Genomic DNA, 15,371 nt, shown 5'->3' on the forward strand with positions numbered 1-15,371 from the left:
ATATGAAAGAAACTCACTTGTCTGGGAAGAAAAGCGAGCCAATGCTTAAGGAGCGTTCCGATGCTCTTTATAAAGGGCCTTACAAGGCTCCTAACAGGGCTTACATGAAAGCCATGGGCCTTTCCGATTCGGATCTGTCAAGGCCGATGATAGGGGTAGGGGTAGCATGGAGCGAAGCAGGCCCATGCAACTTGCATACTATGGGCCTTGGCAGGAAGGCAAAGGAGGGCGTATATTACAACAAGGGCACCCCTAGGATGTTCGCGACTCCCTTAGTAATAGACGGCGTTGCAATGGGATACGAGGGCATGAAGTACTCGCTCGTAAGCAGGGAAATAATAGCCAATACTGTTGAAATGACGATAAACGCCCATGCCTACGACGCATTCGTAGGCATATCCGGATGCGATAAGACTACCCCGGCCATGCTGATGGCTGCCGGACGGCTTAACATACCTTCCATAATATTATACGGCGGCACCAACATGAACGGCTACCTTAACGGCAAGGAAATAACAATGGAAGATGTTTTCGAAGCGGTGGGCCAGTTTGCAGGCAATAAGCTCAGTGCCGAGGAGCTCAAAGAGCTCGAGGACAATGCAATACCTGGAATAGGGACATGCGCAGGCTTATTCACTGCAAATACTATGGGCACCATGGCAGAAACGCTTGGCATGGCGCTTCCTGGGAGCTCCGCACCGCCTGCTGTAGAAGGCATAAAATATGACTATGCTTACGAGTCGGGAAAGGCAATAATGGCACTGCTTGAAAATGGGATACTGCCGCGAGACATAATGACTTATGGAGCTTTCGAAAACGCCATAACTGCGCTCATGTCTATGGGCGGCTCAACAAATGTCGTCATGCATCTGATAGCCATAGCTCACGAGAATGGAATAAAACTGACTCTCGACGATTTCGACAGAATAGGCTCAAAAGTCCCAGAGATAGCCAATATGAGGCCCGGGGGCACACATACGATGGAAGACCTGTTCAGGGTCGGCGGGGTGCCGTTGGTACTCAAAAAACTGCTGAAATCCAAGCTCCTTGACGGCAATGTGCTTACTGTTACTGGCAAAACCATGGCTGAAAATATCGCATCAATGAAAATCCCAGAAATGAAAAACGATGTGATATCAGAAGTTTCAAAGCCGTACCACGTTCGCGGAGGGATAAGGATCCTGAGGGGCAGCCTTGCTCCTGAAGGTGCCGTGATAAAAGTGGCTGCGGCCAAGATAACAAAGCTTAGAGGGCCTGCGGTAGTGTTCGATTCCGAAGAGGAGGCATTTAATGGGGTTACCAACGGAAGGGTAAAGCCTGGAGATATAGTCGTCATAAGATTCGAGGGGCCCAAGGGCGGCCCAGGCATGCGCGAGATGCTTTCAGTAACCGCCGCAATCATTGGCAAGGATCTTGGCGAGAAAGTGGCAATGGTTACAGACGGAAGGTTTTCGGGCGCCACCAGGGGACTAATGATAGGACACGTATCTCCTGAAGCCTACGTTGGAGGTCCTCTGGCTTTTGTGAAAAATGGAGATTATATATCCATAGACTGCGACAGGGGCACGCTGGAGCTAGAAGTCGACAAAAAGGAGATGGACTCAAGGCGCAGGGGCTGGAGGCAGCCTGAACCAAAGCACAAATCCGGGCTATTAGCCCAGTACGCTATGCTGGTATCTAGCGCTTCGGAAGGAGCTGTGCTGAATCCATAAAATAACTGCGTTGACCTGCAAAATTATATAAATTCCATGAAGCAATAAATTGTGGTCATTTGAAGGCAATAACACTAATACTTGCATTTGCGATTCTTTTGCATTTAGCCTTGGCTGCGTCTTCAATACAATATTATCCCGCTGCAAACGAGGCAGGTGCATTTTATAACGGTTCGGTTATAACCTATAATTATACTGGAAGCTATTCCTGCTACCCTCCACTTAGCTCTACAATTCCGAATGCAACTGCCAACGAAACGGATTACCCATGCTATGCAGGCATTGCTTCTAATTCATCGCAGGCACTTCCGGACTGGATATTGGTTCCCGCATATGCTGGAATGAGCATATTCGGCGTCAACTCAACCAACGGCATGCCCATCTTCAGAAACTCTACCTTTTACGTCAATTGCGGCGCTGGCAACAGCTCGTCAATGTGCCAGCCTGATCCAAAATTTGTATATTCTCCAGATTTTGCAAAGATCGAAAATTTAATCGGAGAGAGCAGCTTTGACGGCCTGCCAAATGGCGTAATGACATTGCCTGCACACTCGCACCTTATCAACAATACTTTCCACAATGACCCAATACCTTGGTACGTAATAATAGTATACGTTTTTGACCCCAACATAATGCCAAACGTTACGAACGGAAAATGCACACAGGTTGTACCTTCAAACATCTCCAACCCTACAGGGAATTGCTTAACCTCATTGTCCGCAATAAAACGGGCTATGCGGACGAAGGACAACGCCACGACCAATGCCAACATTGGCAACCCCGTATGGGATGCAATGGGCAAGCCAACTGCCGAAGTTTACATACCTAACGATACATCGCAATCAGAAGTCGGAAATCCAAACACAAACATAGTAGTCCCATTCGCCGCAAAGAACAATAACTTCTATTTCTCTAGGCTCTCGAACAGCACTGTGACAACTACGCAGCAGCAAAAAGCCAAAACGATTGGATTGAATGTTGGTGCGATAGCTGTTGCAGTCATAATTATATTGGCTATATTCGGGCTGTTCTACCTGCTGCTTTCAAAGCGCAATAGTAAATAAAAAATATTACAAAATATTACTTTTCTTATTTTGATTTTAAGCTAAGATATAAATTACCTCGATAAAGAATATCTTATTGGAAGTGCGCAAAACACCCGCTAATAAATGATATATATGTATTCAAACTTGCCGGAACTTGAAATCATAAAGCAAAAAAGGAAAAAGCTCAATCTTACACAGCAATATCTTGCATCAAAATGCAATATAAGCCAGTCGCTGCTTGCAAAAGTCGAACTCGGAAAGGTAACTCCAAATTATAATATCGCCAAGCGCATTTTCGAAACCCTGGAACAGCTCGAAGTCTCGGACTCAGAGAAAGCCTATGAAATAATGAACAAGACTGTCATATCTCTTAAGCCTGGAGACCGCGTATCAAAGGCAGTAGCCATTGCGCTCAAGCGCGGCATATCTCAATTCCCTGTTGTGGAAAACGGAAGAGTAATAGGGTCCATAACGACTGCAGACCTGCTCGATGCGGAAAAAGGCTCCACAATATCAAAATACATGTCGCCAGCTATGCCTAGCGTTGGCAAGTCAATGCCTGTCTCTGCAATAAAGGATATATTAAAAATAAGCGGCGCCGTTCTGGTAACCGATTCAGGGAAAGTCGTCGGAATAATAACTCCTGAAGAGCTTCTCTGATCCTGAGAATCAGGCCTTGACCAAAGTATAAAATTCCGGGTTCGCAGTGCCAAGTAGCATAGCCTTTAGCATTCCTGGCCTTGTTATGTTGAAAATATATCCTTCGGCACCGGTGCGCTTGCAGGTTTCGTAGAGCCTTGCCAGTTTGGTTTTCATGCCTCCTGTGACATCAACTCTGGCATTTGACACGCCTGTGTTTTCCAATGCAGAGCCTATGTTTGCCGAGTCGATAACGTCTATGTGCTTGGCATCAGGGTGCTCTTTTGGATTTGCTGTAAAAACTCCGTCAGTATCGGAGCCGTAAAGTACCTTTTTGGGCTTTATTTCCTTTGCTATGAAATCAAGGACCTTTTCTGTAGAAGCTATGGATACGCCTTTGCTCTTATCCATTATGACGTCTCCGTAAACAACTGGTATGAATCCTTTTTCCACTGCGCCTGCAATATGGTCGCAGAATCCAGCCCCCAGCTCTCCATTGTCGGCCAATGAAAAATTTGCCGGAGAAAATGGGTAGAGCGGTATCTCAAGCCTTATTCCCTCACTTATAAATATATCATTCAGCTGCTTCGCAGTCATGTGCGTTATCAGCGCTCCTAGCTTGCTGTTTGGATAAGCCAAGCCTTCGTTGACCTTGTACTGGGCAGCGGCGACATGCCCGAAAGAGCCGCTGCCGTGCCCAATAATAAGGTCAAACCCACCCGAGGAATATGCTTCATATGCTTCTTCCAGAAGCGTGCCTATGGTCACAGGCCCAGACGCCACGGTGTTTGGCTTGGAAAGGTCAGTAATGACGCTGCCCCCTATCTTCAGAAGATACAAGTCCCTCATATCAAACTACCGCCAAGCGTATGCAATGGGTCTGCAATATACGCACGAAGCTAACTTATTGTCTCTGTCCATGTATATATTCGATGGCATCTCCATCGTCAATTGTCCAATGCTATGCAAAGCAGTCATTCTGAAGCAACCCTGTGCTCGGCGTACTTGTACAGCGTTTCCCTTTCAGTGTCATTCAGGCTCATTTCTATTGAGCGCTCCATGCGATCTTCCGCCTCCTTTTTGTAGGAAGAAAGCCTTGTTTTCAGCTGCGATATGGCCCCCTTCTCATAAGAGTTCCTTTCGTCTCTGTAAGCCCTGTCAAGGCTATCCATGTAATCATCAAGCATGTATACTGTCGCCACCAGTAAGCTCTTGTCATTTATAAACCTTCTAACCTCGCTGGCGAACCTTTCCAGGTCCGATCCCGACACATCTTTATAAAGCAGGTAAATGTTGTCTGACCTGAGTATTCTGTCATCACCTTTCATGTGCGCATCGTATACGCCTTCTATTACATAGATTTTTCCAAATTTTTCCAGCTTGCTGTAAATATATTCGGTGTTGCTCTTTTTTATCTCATCCACCATTTCTTTTACTGAGACTTTACGCTTGTCCATGCAATCACCCTAATCTAGCGCCTTTTCAAATATTTATTTGTTTAACATGGTCGTGTAAACCTATTTATATTATATAAAGCGTTTCTACTTTATCGATTTCAATGCGGTTTGGTTAAATGCTATTCAAAAAGGGGCAGAAAATTGATGAAGAGGCAAGCAAGGTCGCGTCTACACTATCCAAAGTTAAGGAGATAGGGTATACTAATTATTTTTCGGAGCCATGGCCAGGGGAACTCAGGTTCTCAAGCTATCGGGAAATATCAAAATTCCTGATAAACACTGCGCTTTTTGGGGGCGAGAAACTATTCCGCGATTCCGTAGACGCAATAAAATCGGTACTGTACAACAATCCGGATCACGAAGAGGCAAGGTATCTCAAGTTCATATGCAAGGAGTTTTCGTCAAGCACTATCAGCAGCTATGCTGCACTGGGCTTATCTGTAATGCTAGAAGTTCCGGACTATGAAGAACAGGCGTCATTGCTCGAAAATGCACGTGCCTTTTTTAGCACAGGCTTTGGCACATCCCAGATAAGCAACGTGGGGATAGAAGCTGCAATTCTTATAATGCTGGAATACGGCTCGGCTGAAGACAGGAAGAAAGCCTTCGAGTCGCTTCCGCACTCGGATTCCACTACGAAATACAAGGCAATAACGCTTATGGACACTTCAAAGCAGGAAGATCTTAGGGCTTTAGCGGCAATACTTAAGTATCCAGAACCTTACATATCCCAATCTGCAGCAGACAAGCTTTATTCTTCATTGTTCAAGCTCGGAACGGAGGGCTTCGACGCTATTGCTGCCAAGCTTCTAGAAGCGATAATACCTAAGCTGCTGTCGAGCCACGAATCAGGAAACAGGGCCTCGTTGGAGAGCCAGGCAGGATTGCTGGTTGCAGCCTCTATGTACGCATCCCCAAAATCCCTTGAAGGGTATTCCAGCAGCGTCGTATCGCTTCTGGCTTCCGAAGATCCGCTTGCTTTCGGCGCAGGCTATTCTATGGCCGAAAAACTGCTGGCGAGGTCCATCATAAAGAAAAGCGAACTGCCCGAAGGATACGCATCCAAGACCAAAGATTTGGAATTTTTTAGGGGAGCATATTTAACATCGGCAATAAGCCTCGGCATGCATTTAACAACTAGTGAAATTTATCGTGCCTACCTGGCAAACATAGAACGCATGTTCAGCGAGGGAATAATCTCAGAAAGGGACTATGAAAAAAAACTGAAGCTCAGGACCGATTTCGAACGCAAGGAAGAAACGGCTAGGAACAGCAGCGCGATGCTGTTCGGCATACTTAATGCCGGATTTCCAAGCAGCTCTAATTCAAGGAACGAAAAATCCCTAAAAGATGTATCTGTCATAGGTGTTGACGAATATGAGCTTTTCAAAAACGCAATAGACAGTGTCATGGTTTCTGAAATAAAATGGCAGTCATGGCTAAGCCACAGCCTTAGAAAGGCCGCAACTTCAAGGAATCCTTACAGGGCGTATTGGAACATGCTCCGCCTAGAGGCAAGGGCCAACTGGAAGGCATCAAAGGAAGCATATTACAGCTCCGAAACCAGTGGCATTTTTGACAGCTATATACTTGAGCATCTGAAGGTGCTGAACTTATACTCGAGCGTGGATCGCGTCAACAATAGGCTTTACCTAATGCATGAGACTGATTCAAATTCCAGGTTTGAGGCTATGGAAAAGCTAGCCAAAGCAATCTCGGAAAGCAACAAGAAGCTTGTTGAAATAGTTAGTGCTTATTGCAAGGATCACGGCGTAATCCCTAACGAAGAGCATACAAAAGAATACGAAGAGCTGGTATCTGCCAACATGGGCATGATAAAAGAACTAAGGGCAATGTGCAAGAAATAAATTGAGCACATGCAAGCGCGGCAGCCGTTCTGATTAACGCCTTTCAATTCCGGAAATAAAGTAATGCATGCCAAGAAGCCTGTTCAGCGCCAGCCTATCGTCAGCAAGCCCATTGATTATGTCGCTTTTGTTCAGCAGTGCTATGTTATAGCCGATATTGCCTCCTTCTACTATCCTAAAGCACGAAGATACGAAATCCTTGTAGCTATCTCCTCCACGGCCTATCTCTTCCATAAGTCTCTTGTAAAATTCGACTGCAAGCCCTGATAAAATGGCCTCTTCCGGAAAAAACCCGCTCTTGTTTTTTATTATTTCCGATATCGCGAACGAGTTTATTGCTATTCTATTCATCAGCGAAACAGCCTTTCTTGCCTGCTTTGGATCTTCAATTAGTGTATTGGCTACTTCAATATCAAGATCAAAAAGGCTTTTGTGCGAGCCACCTACGCTATATGCCTCGCCTATATCGTCAGATATATATATGGATGCCACCATGTCCAATATCATATTGGAATAGTTGCGCTGGATTCGAGAGCCTTGGCTTGTTAGAATAACATCTTTAGACATAGTCTGTTTAATCCTGTCCAATAACCTTGAAAATTCCGTAGAATTGAGGAGTCTGCCTATTGCTCTTTCGTCAACTTCATCATGGATATTACCCATGCCTTTAAGCAGACGTGCACTGCCGTAAAATAAAGCCCCGTATTTTTGGACCATTTCTTTGATTTTTTTGCTGTTAGTGCTGCCTTCAGAATCCCTGCTGCTATTCATAATATGATATTCAATTGAATAATATTTATTTATATACCTGGCCTAATCAGGAATATATAAATTTGAATAATGCATCAAACGCCGTTGGCATTATAAGACAAGCATAAATAAGGAAGTATAAGCAGGAACAATACCGCTTATAATAGCCGCAATGCCGAGCATGGCAGCGCCAAATATCGTCGCATCATGCTGCCAAGGAAACTAAAACGGGCTAAAATTTCCAAAAGTAAACGCTGAAATTGGAAAGGCATTAATTGTTTTGAGAGAAAAAGCATTGTGATTATATGGTTGAATTTAAATGGCTGGGCCATGCGGCATGGCTCATAGATTTTGGAACCGCAAAAGTCATAATAGATCCATTTCTCGACAGCAACCCTGCCTCTGCAATGAAGAGTGCCGAAATCAACGGCGTAGATTACGTATTCGTAACGCACAACCACTTCGACCATATGGGCGATGCGGTAAAGATAGCAAACGCCAACAACGCCAAGCTTGTGGCTGTTTTTGAAACCGTTGAGGAAGCAAAAAAGGCGGGCCTAAAGGAAGAGCTAGCAATGGGCATGAACATCGGCACATACGTCAATCTCGGCAAGCTTGAAGCTGCGCTTACGTTCGCCCTCCACAGCGGGAACCCCTCCGGAGTGGTAATAAGGTGCAATGGCGTCACCGCATACCATGCCGGAGACACTGGCCTTTTCGGCGACATGAAGCTGATAGGAGAAACATACAAGCCAGAAGTCGCTATGCTCCCGATAGGGGGATTTTTCACTATGGGCCCCAAGGAGGCTGCAAGAGCAGCAGAATGGCTCGGAACAAAAGTGGTCCTTCCGATGCATTTCAACACGTTTCCTGCGATAAAGCAGAACCCGGAGGAATTAAAGGAGATGCTAAAAAGCAAGGCGGAAGTACCTATACTTAACCCTGGAGATTCCTACAGTTTCGGGAACTAAAGGTTTGTGCATCTGCTCATAGCTTGGAGAAGCCGCTTACCAACGCGGATTTTTCCTCCTTTAGGCTCATTGAGTTAAAAACGGATATCTTAACCCTGTTCTTATACCTGAGCCTTGCCTTGTAAAAAGGCATGTAAAAGATTGAATGCTCTTCTAGCTTGCATCCAGGGTAGTTCATTTCTATTATCCTGCCAAGCTTTTCCGTATCGATGTCCATTACCATTCCATCAGGCTTGGCTGCAAATGTCTGGGGTATGCGCTTGTTTGTCTTAGGAAGCTGAACCGACCTGTACTCTTTCCCGTCAAACGAGAGAAGGCCCTTGTTTTCAAGGCTTATAAGCAGATTCTCCATGCGTTCTACTGTCAAGCCGCATGCCTTCGCAAGCTTCGAGCTTTTGGCGTGCTTTAGCCTTCTAAGGGTTTCCAAGGTGGAGAATTCGACTGCATTCAGGCTGTTAGCCTTCTGTGGTGCGTGCCTCAATATTTTTGGGCTGCCGTGCAGCGACACCTCGCGCATGCTGCTGTCGTATATTGCTTCTATCTCGTCGTATTCCGATCCCTTGCCTCTAGGAACCAGTATCTTGACGTAAGCAAATGGCACATAAACGGTATCTATGGACTCTACGGAGTAGCCCCTTTTCGGCATCAAACGCGTTATGGCTCCCTTGGTTCCCTGCAAGCGCTGCATCAGCTCCTCCTTTTCACGTATTCCGCTGACCACATTTATCTCTTCTGCTCTCTGTTTTTCCTGGGCATTAGTTGTGCGCGCCTTTTGCCTGGGCTGCTTGCTTCCTGTTCTTTGCTCCACTGACGAGTTCTTGAGCTGTGATATGACGGATTCGAGGCTTATCTCCGTTCCGCTGCTGTAATCTATTGAAGGCGTGCTGCCCACGTGCGCTAAGCTCCTGCCCTTTACCTTGAAGACATCCTCGTTTCCCGTGCCGAAAGGAAGGAATTCTCCAGTTCCGAGCTTAGCCACCTCTTCCATGCGCTTCCTGTTCTCCAGCAGTATGCTTATGCTGTCAAAATCGTTCTCTATCGTTAGCTTGCCTATGAATCCGTATGAGCACTGTGCCAGGACGTTCTTGCTTATGTTTGCAGGCCTCTGCGTGGCCACGAGCAGGCCTATGCCGCGCTTCCTGCCCCTGACGCTTACCTCTTCTATTATGTTTATCCTGCTTTTTACAATCTGGGGAACAAACTTGTCAGCCTCTTCTATGATAACCAGATAGGGGTTCCTGAGCTCTTCTTCCACGTCGTATAAGGCTCTTACTGCCTCATACACCGCATGCTGCGGATCGACGGCATCGGATACGTCCATTACTACGGGCTTCTTCGCCTGTATGCTCTGCCTGAAGAGCAGCCCGTAGTCGGTATCAAGGCCTATGTTTGCCTCAGGCCCGCTTCCGACTACTATAAGCCCATAGGCCTTTCCCAGATTCACATACTCGCCTTCTGTATCTACAATAAGGAAGGGAAGGTGCGACTTTGACAGCTCCTCGGCTATAACCCCTATAAGGAATGATTTGCCGGAGCCGCTCTGCCCTATGACACAGCATCTTCCGGTAAGCAGCTTCTGAGCGTCTATGTCAACGCCCTGAGCTATATTTATCTGCATGATCATATTTCACTGCTAAAATTAAATAAGCTTGATATGCCGCAGCGCATTCAGCTCTTTATGAAGTTGGCCGTAAGCACAGAATTCGAGCTTAGCGATATGGTGGTCTGTATGTCGTTTGCATTTGCTATGCTTGATGATGCAGAGCTGAATATCCAGTTGTTGAACTGGTATCCGTTAGGCGGCACTGCGTATATCGTATAATTCTGCTTCTCCAACGGGACTATTATTCCGCTGCTGTATCCGATGCCGTTTATGACGACCCTTCCGTTGTCAGGGCTTGTGTCCACAGACAGGTTAACCAGCTGCGCGGATCCAGGGGATATGGTTTGTATGGAGCTTCCGGTAGATGTATAGGGGCCAGAGCATGAGCTGCCCTTGCATACATAATAGCCTATGCTGAAAGCTGAGCTTACGCTGCTGTACATTGGGGGTTCGACGCTTCCGTAAACGTATGCCGTGCATATCACTTCGGTGCCCGCATGTGCAATCAATGGAAGGCACGACCCTGTGCTGTTCGTCTCCCCCTTTTGTCCCACGTTATCCATTGTCACGTTGAAATGCTGCCCGGTGAAATTAAGCGTGACACCCATATTGTTGACGAATATAAGCGAAAATTTTATCGGCTCTCCGGAATTTATGTATGGGGCCAGGTACGAATGCAGGCAAAGCATGAGCGGCTGTATGTTGCAGCTTGAGCCAAGATATTGCGCCGGCGTGAAAGGCCCGCTGAGGGCAAAAACCATAGCGACGACCATAGCGATTAGTATAATTGCCCACGAATATACGCTCAACATCTCTACTGCGGATTGAAGCCTGAAGCTTCTTTTCTTGAGGCGAAGCGTATCCCTCTTGCCGCGCATATGATATACTCCTTGCATCGTCAATTATTTATACCCTGCAGGTTTCGATTACAGCATCTGTTCCAATGCAGGCGCAACGCCAGTGCAATACACATGTCATCTGTTGCAGGGCGCAATACTTAAATATAAAGAGGCACACAATAATATTGGTGGTGCGATGAAAGAGACTGAGCACAGCAAGAAAAGGAAGACAAAGGCCGAACTCAAAGCTAAAATAAAATCAAAATACAGGTCAAAAGATCCGCACAGCGAACTGTATTCAAAAGAGTATCATGAAGTGAAGTACTCCAAGGAGCATATATGCCCGATATGCGGCAGCAGGATAGACGAAAATGGCATGTGCGCTTGCGGTGCAGGAGACTCATAACAAGTAATAATGGGTTTTTATTCTTATCTTCCCGTTAACTAGCATGGCAAGTTCGGAATTCACCCGTTCCGGGGCTGTAAAATATATATTGGACAGCAATCTTAGCCTGAACCACAGGCTGTGGCTGCTTGCCAATTCCAAGCTTACTAGAGAGGATCTTGTTGAAATTGCCATGCGCAACGAATTCCCATCCTTATCAATAAATGCTTTTTATCTGATGGGCGACGAAGTGCTGAAGGCCAACACCCTGATAAGAATGTTTTCCAGCGGCAAGCAGGAGAACATGGATGCCATAACGCATGCTTCCATAAAAGGCATAGGATCCAAAAAGCTGCTCTGGGACCTGTACGTGCATCCATCAACACCCAAGTATGCCAAACAGTATATCGAGGATCTTATAAACGGTACGGGCACGAGTACTCCGCCGCATACGAGCCTGATAAGGCTAGAAAAGCCCAGGGACAGATTTTCGGAAGAGCAGTAGCCTATTCAAGGTCTTTGGATTTTATGCTGTGTCCTAGAAGCTTTGCCTTGGCCTCAAGATGCCTTTTCATGGTATTGTTTTTAGGCTTTATGTGTATGCCGTAGGGCTGCACGTCTATGCCGTACTGTTTCAGCCCCTCAACCTTTTTTGGGTTGTTGGTCATGAGCCTAACCTTCCGTATTCCAAACTCTTTAAGCATTGCAGCGGCAGCTGCGAAAGACCTGTTCTCCTGAGGGTAGCCCAGCTTCTTGTAAGCGTCGTATACGCTTACATCGGAGCCATCCTTCTTTTTCCTTTCGACTATCTTCCCGTTTTTCCATTCGAAAGCATTCGAATAAGCCTTTGTCTTTGCGGTTATTCCGTTTCCAGCGCCTTCCTGGTTAAGGTATATTACTATGCCGGACTTGGCTTTTGAGATGCGCTTCAAGGCCTCTTCAAGCTCCTCCCTGCATTCGCAGTTGGTAGCGTGAAACAGCTCGCTTGTGCCGCACGCCGAATGCACCCTTAGCAGAAGCCTCTCTTTTTTCTTTATCCTGCTTGCATCCCCGTATATCATCATCGTGTGGAACTGGCCGTTGGTCAGATCACCGAAAACGACATACGTGAAACCACCGTATTCGGTAGGCAGCGGAGTGCTGCCCAATCTCTTTATTATCGGGACATGCTGCCTATCCGCAACTCTCAGGTTTCCGCTTTCCAGGCTTGCAGTATCGCTCCACATTCGCTCGAAAAGCTCCTTCTGCGCCCTGCCTGTCAATCCCATCAAAACACTCTTCTGGCTTCTATGAGCTTGGTTATGTCGGTAATGGGCTTTCCATCCTTTTCTATCTCGTGGTCGGCCGGATACTTCTCCATATAATTTGGTATGTTGGCCTTCAGCCTCTCTTCGAATGTCGGTATAAACTCGTTCTTGTAGAAGAGCCCTACTGGTATTTTGTCTTCTGGCATGTACGCATTCTTTAGGGCCTGGGTCATCTTTGCCATTGTCTCGGAAGGGTCATGCACTTCCGGATCGTCTTCCAATTTGAATATCCTCTCCTTGTACCATTCGTTCGTATTTATGTCATTGTAAGTCGGGCACGGCTGCAGTATGTCTATCAATCCCATTCCCTTGTGCTGCACTGTCTGCTTTATGAGTTCCTTTGTCATTGCAGTGTCATAAGCGAAGCTCCTTGCGACGAAGGTATAGCCTGACGCTATTGCCAGCGCCACAGGATTTATGGGCTCGTTTATGTTGGGCTTCGGAAGCGACTTTGTCTTTTCGCCCATAGGCATCGTCGGTGCCGCTTGGCCCTTGGTAAGGCCGTACACCCTGTTGTCGTGGACTATCATGGTCATGTCGGCGTTGCGCCTGCCTGCGCTTACGAAATGCCCTACTCCTATGCCGAAGGTGTCGCCGTCTCCCGCATCAACTATTACCTTCATGCTCGGATTGGCCAGTTTGACCCCTATGGCAAATGCCAGTGACCTTCCGTGAAGCGTGTGCACCCCCGATATTGGGCCAGACACGAAATGGGGCAGCTTGCCCGAGCATCCGATTCCAGAAACTATAACCGCATCGGTAAAGTCAAGCTTCATCTCGCTGAGAGCGGCTTCCACTCCCCTCAATATTCCGAAGTCCCCGCACCCGGGGCACCAGTCGTTAAATTCCAATGCTTCATTTACCTCCATTCAAAACCACCTTCTTAGTGTCATTCTTGGCTATGTCTGTCACAGCAGATACTATCTCGTCCTTTGCCATTGGCCTGCCGTTCCACTTCAATATGTAGTGCGTAGGCATTATGCCCAGGTGCTCCGTCATTACCTCAGCGCCCTGCGCGTAATAGTTGTTCTCAACCGCAATTATCCTTTTCTTGCCTTTGAGCGCGTTTGCCACTATGCTTTTCGGGTACGGGCTGAACATCCTTACCTGCACCATCTCTATTTCCATTCCTGAACCCTTTAGCTCTTCCATCGCATCGAGTATGGCCCCTTTCGGAGATCCCCATGTAAGAAGAACCGTATCTGCATTGCCGACTATATTGACCTTCTTGGAATCGGGAAGGAACTTCTCCGCCGTTTCCATCTTTTTTATCCTCTTTTCGTACATTGCGGTCCTGTTGTCGCTGGCTTCTGTTATATGGCCGTATTCGTTGTGCTCATCGCCGGTGTAATACATCTGCGCATGCCCCAGGAAAGCCCTCTGCGATATTCCATCGTCGGTTATTTCGAACCTCTTGTACTTTTCCGGTTCATCGGGGAAGACAACCTTGCCCCTGTCTATCTTTGCGCTGCCCTGCTCAAGAACCGATTCATCCATGACCGCATACGCATTGGCAAGCGTCTTTTCGATAATGTGAACTACAGGAGTCTGGCACACTTCTGCCAGGTTGAGCCCGTTTATCGCATCTTCAAATATCTCCGCATGGTCACCGGAAGCGAGCACTACTCTTGCGAATTCCCCATGCCCTGCATTAAGCGCGAGCTTAAGGTCGGATTGTCCGCTTCTCGTGGGCAAGCCAGTAGCCGGAGAGCCCCTCATATAATAGGTAATAAGCACTGGAACCTCGTTCATGCCCGCCCAGCTTATGCCCTCGTTCATGAGTGAGAATCCCGGCCCGGAAGTCGCGGTTGCGGCCCTAGCACCTGTAAGTGCAGCCCCATTGGCGGAATTGATGGCTGCGAGCTCGTCCTCTGTCTGCAGTACGACTACTCCTTTCTGCGAGTCCCCTTCATTGAGCAGCTGGTTTGCCTCTATGTAAGTGCTCTCGTCGCTTGCAGGGGTTATCGGATAATACGACTGGAAGCCAAGCCCTCCGTAGAGCTTGCCCATCGCAGATATTGTATTCCCGTCCAGCTGTACTCTGTGCCCCTGCGCCTGCAACTGCTTTAAGCCATAAGCGTCCTTGGCCTGCGACATGCCCGCCTGCGCTGCAAGAGTGTTCAGGTTTAAGAACGTCTCCTTCTTTGCAAAAGTGAATTTTATGGCATCAATTAGCAGCTGCTGGTCAAGGCCCAGAAGCGCAAACGAAGCTCCAGCGCACAGCATGTTCCTGGCTTTCTCCGCGACGAACGGATCCATCTTGAGCTGGTTTATTATGTTTTTCATGAGCGGGCCGTAGTCTACAGCTACGGTCTTCACTCCCTTTCCGGAAACGTATTTCACAACGTCGCCTATTGTAATTCCTAAGCCTGCTTTTTCAAGTATCGCTGCCTGCCTCTCCGCTATCTCGGGCTCTAGAGACCTTACCTTGTCCATGGCCATGGACTCCTGCGCCTTGTCGTATATGAGCCAGCTCTTTACTTCGTCAAAATGCTGGAATACGGTCTCGGCGTCAAAAGTAGCCAGTATATCCACCTTTGTCTCTACGCTGTGCTGCGGCTTGTCGCTTATCACAACGTTGAAATAGCTGTGCCTGCCCTTTATGTTTGAAAAATACTCCCTGCTTCCGAATATGTAATATCCCGCTTTTGCGACAGCGTTGCCGAACAGGTTTGCCGATGTGTCCACTCCGGTTCCCTGCGCCCCGCCTATCATCCAGCTTAGCCTCATTTATTCACCTGATTAGCAATAGATTTAAAGTATATTAAACATTTCGTGAAAAGGAGTGAACCTG

The 15,371-nt window shown here is 47.2% G+C and carries 15 protein-coding genes; 7 read left to right on the plus strand and 8 right to left on the minus strand.

Features of this window, described 5'->3' with window-relative positions:
• Positions 1-2: 2 nt before the first annotated feature.
• The 3 genes from ilvD (at position 3) to Micr_RS02340 (ending at position 3,418) form a co-directional block, all read left to right on the plus strand.
• Entirely contained in the window at positions 3-1,712 is a 1,710-nt protein-coding gene (gene ilvD / locus Micr_RS02330; RefSeq protein WP_226803576.1) for a dihydroxy-acid dehydratase, read from the plus strand.
• Between the two features lie 59 nt (positions 1,713-1,771).
• The gene (locus Micr_RS02335; RefSeq protein ID WP_203135046.1) at positions 1,772-2,776 is read left to right on the plus strand and encodes a hypothetical protein; all 1,005 of its coding nucleotides are present in this window, start codon (positions 1,772-1,774) and stop codon (positions 2,774-2,776) included.
• 114 nt (positions 2,777-2,890) lie between these two features.
• Complete coding sequence (locus tag Micr_RS02340; RefSeq protein WP_203135047.1) at positions 2,891-3,418, plus strand: CBS domain-containing protein; 528 nt, start codon at positions 2,891-2,893, stop codon at positions 3,416-3,418.
• Between the two features lie 9 nt (positions 3,419-3,427).
• On the opposite strand, the gene Micr_RS02345 is transcribed toward Micr_RS02340, so the two are convergent.
• On the minus strand, positions 3,428-4,246 hold the full coding sequence (locus Micr_RS02345) for an isopentenyl phosphate kinase (RefSeq protein ID WP_203135048.1): 819 nt from the start codon (positions 4,244-4,246) through the stop codon (positions 3,428-3,430).
• 125 nt (positions 4,247-4,371) lie between these two features.
• A complete protein-coding gene (locus Micr_RS02350) occupies positions 4,372-4,854 on the minus strand; it encodes a hypothetical protein (RefSeq protein ID WP_203135049.1) in 483 nt (160 codons plus the stop codon).
• A 116-nt stretch (positions 4,855-4,970) separates the two neighbouring features.
• Between Micr_RS02350 and Micr_RS02355 the strand changes: the two genes are divergently transcribed.
• Positions 4,971-6,722: a hypothetical protein gene (locus tag Micr_RS02355; RefSeq protein ID WP_203135050.1), complete on the plus strand. Its 1,752-nt coding sequence runs from the start codon at positions 4,971-4,973 to the stop codon at positions 6,720-6,722.
• Between the two features lie 33 nt (positions 6,723-6,755).
• Here Micr_RS02355 and Micr_RS02360 read toward each other — a convergent pair whose 3' ends face one another.
• Complete coding sequence (locus Micr_RS02360) at positions 6,756-7,493, minus strand: hypothetical protein (RefSeq protein ID WP_203135051.1); 738 nt, start codon at positions 7,491-7,493, stop codon at positions 6,756-6,758.
• A gap of 284 nt (positions 7,494-7,777) precedes the next feature.
• Between Micr_RS02360 and Micr_RS02365 the strand changes: the two genes are divergently transcribed.
• A complete protein-coding gene (locus Micr_RS02365; RefSeq protein ID WP_203135052.1) occupies positions 7,778-8,443 on the plus strand; it encodes a metal-dependent hydrolase in 666 nt (221 codons plus the stop codon).
• Positions 8,444-8,459: 16 nt separating this feature from the next.
• Here Micr_RS02365 and Micr_RS02370 read toward each other — a convergent pair whose 3' ends face one another.
• Complete coding sequence (locus Micr_RS02370) at positions 8,460-10,061, minus strand: ATP-binding protein (RefSeq protein WP_203135053.1); 1,602 nt, start codon at positions 10,059-10,061, stop codon at positions 8,460-8,462.
• Positions 10,062-10,111: 50 nt separating this feature from the next.
• Positions 10,112-10,924 (minus strand): InlB B-repeat-containing protein, encoded by an 813-nt coding sequence (locus Micr_RS02375; protein WP_203135054.1) that lies wholly within the window; start codon positions 10,922-10,924, stop codon positions 10,112-10,114.
• A 157-nt stretch (positions 10,925-11,081) separates the two neighbouring features.
• On the opposite strand from Micr_RS02375, the gene Micr_RS02380 reads away from it, so the two are divergent.
• Positions 11,082-11,291 (plus strand): hypothetical protein, encoded by a 210-nt coding sequence (locus tag Micr_RS02380; RefSeq protein WP_203135055.1) that lies wholly within the window; start codon positions 11,082-11,084, stop codon positions 11,289-11,291.
• 43 nt (positions 11,292-11,334) lie between these two features.
• Entirely contained in the window at positions 11,335-11,775 is a 441-nt protein-coding gene (locus Micr_RS02385; protein WP_203135056.1) for a hypothetical protein, read from the plus strand.
• Position 11,776: 1 nt separating this feature from the next.
• On the opposite strand, the gene Micr_RS02390 is transcribed toward Micr_RS02385, so the two are convergent.
• The 3 genes from Micr_RS02390 to Micr_RS02400 are packed head-to-tail and all read right to left on the minus strand — an operon-like array spanning position 11,777 to position 15,307.
• Positions 11,777-12,538 (minus strand): GTP cyclohydrolase II, encoded by a 762-nt coding sequence (locus Micr_RS02390; protein WP_203135057.1) that lies wholly within the window; start codon positions 12,536-12,538, stop codon positions 11,777-11,779.
• A complete protein-coding gene (locus Micr_RS02395; protein ID WP_203135058.1) occupies positions 12,538-13,446 on the minus strand; it encodes a 2-oxoacid:ferredoxin oxidoreductase subunit beta in 909 nt (302 codons plus the stop codon). The genes Micr_RS02390 and Micr_RS02395 overlap by 1 nt, the downstream gene beginning before the upstream one ends.
• Positions 13,433-15,307 (minus strand): 2-oxoacid:ferredoxin oxidoreductase subunit alpha, encoded by a 1,875-nt coding sequence (locus Micr_RS02400; protein WP_203135059.1) that lies wholly within the window; start codon positions 15,305-15,307, stop codon positions 13,433-13,435. The genes Micr_RS02395 and Micr_RS02400 overlap by 14 nt, the downstream gene beginning before the upstream one ends.
• Positions 15,308-15,371 lie beyond the last annotated feature (64 nt).

Source organism: Candidatus Micrarchaeum sp. (genome assembly GCF_016806735.1).
Taxonomy (GTDB): Archaea; Micrarchaeota; Micrarchaeia; order Micrarchaeales; family Micrarchaeaceae; genus Micrarchaeum_A; species Micrarchaeum_A acidiphilum_A.

Coding starts and splice junctions, on each gene's coding strand:
- Micr_RS02365 (WP_203135052.1), top strand. CDS start 7,778: ATGGTTGAATTTAAATGGCTGGGCCATGCGGCATGGCTCATAGATTTT.
- Micr_RS02345 (WP_203135048.1), bottom strand. CDS start 4,246: ATGAGGGACTTGTATCTTCTGAAGATAGGGGGCAGCGTCATTACTGAC.
- Micr_RS02360 (WP_203135051.1), bottom strand. CDS start 7,493: ATGAATAGCAGCAGGGATTCTGAAGGCAGCACTAACAGCAAAAAAATC.
- Micr_RS02385 (WP_203135056.1), top strand. CDS start 11,335: ATGGCAAGTTCGGAATTCACCCGTTCCGGGGCTGTAAAATATATATTG.
- Micr_RS02370 (WP_203135053.1), bottom strand. CDS start 10,061: ATGCAGATAAATATAGCTCAGGGCGTTGACATAGACGCTCAGAAGCTG.
- Micr_RS02355 (WP_203135050.1), top strand. CDS start 4,971: ATGCTATTCAAAAAGGGGCAGAAAATTGATGAAGAGGCAAGCAAGGTC.
- Micr_RS02400 (WP_203135059.1), bottom strand. CDS start 15,307: ATGAGGCTAAGCTGGATGATAGGCGGGGCGCAGGGAACCGGAGTGGAC.
- Micr_RS02375 (WP_203135054.1), bottom strand. CDS start 10,924: ATGCGCGGCAAGAGGGATACGCTTCGCCTCAAGAAAAGAAGCTTCAGG.
- ilvD (WP_226803576.1), top strand. CDS start 3: ATGAAAGAAACTCACTTGTCTGGGAAGAAAAGCGAGCCAATGCTTAAG.
- Micr_RS02395 (WP_203135058.1), bottom strand. CDS start 13,446: ATGGAGGTAAATGAAGCATTGGAATTTAACGACTGGTGCCCCGGGTGC.
- Micr_RS02390 (WP_203135057.1), bottom strand. CDS start 12,538: ATGGGATTGACAGGCAGGGCGCAGAAGGAGCTTTTCGAGCGAATGTGG.
- Micr_RS02380 (WP_203135055.1), top strand. CDS start 11,082: ATGAAAGAGACTGAGCACAGCAAGAAAAGGAAGACAAAGGCCGAACTC.
- Micr_RS02350 (WP_203135049.1), bottom strand. CDS start 4,854: ATGGACAAGCGTAAAGTCTCAGTAAAAGAAATGGTGGATGAGATAAAA.
- Micr_RS02340 (WP_203135047.1), top strand. CDS start 2,891: ATGTATTCAAACTTGCCGGAACTTGAAATCATAAAGCAAAAAAGGAAA.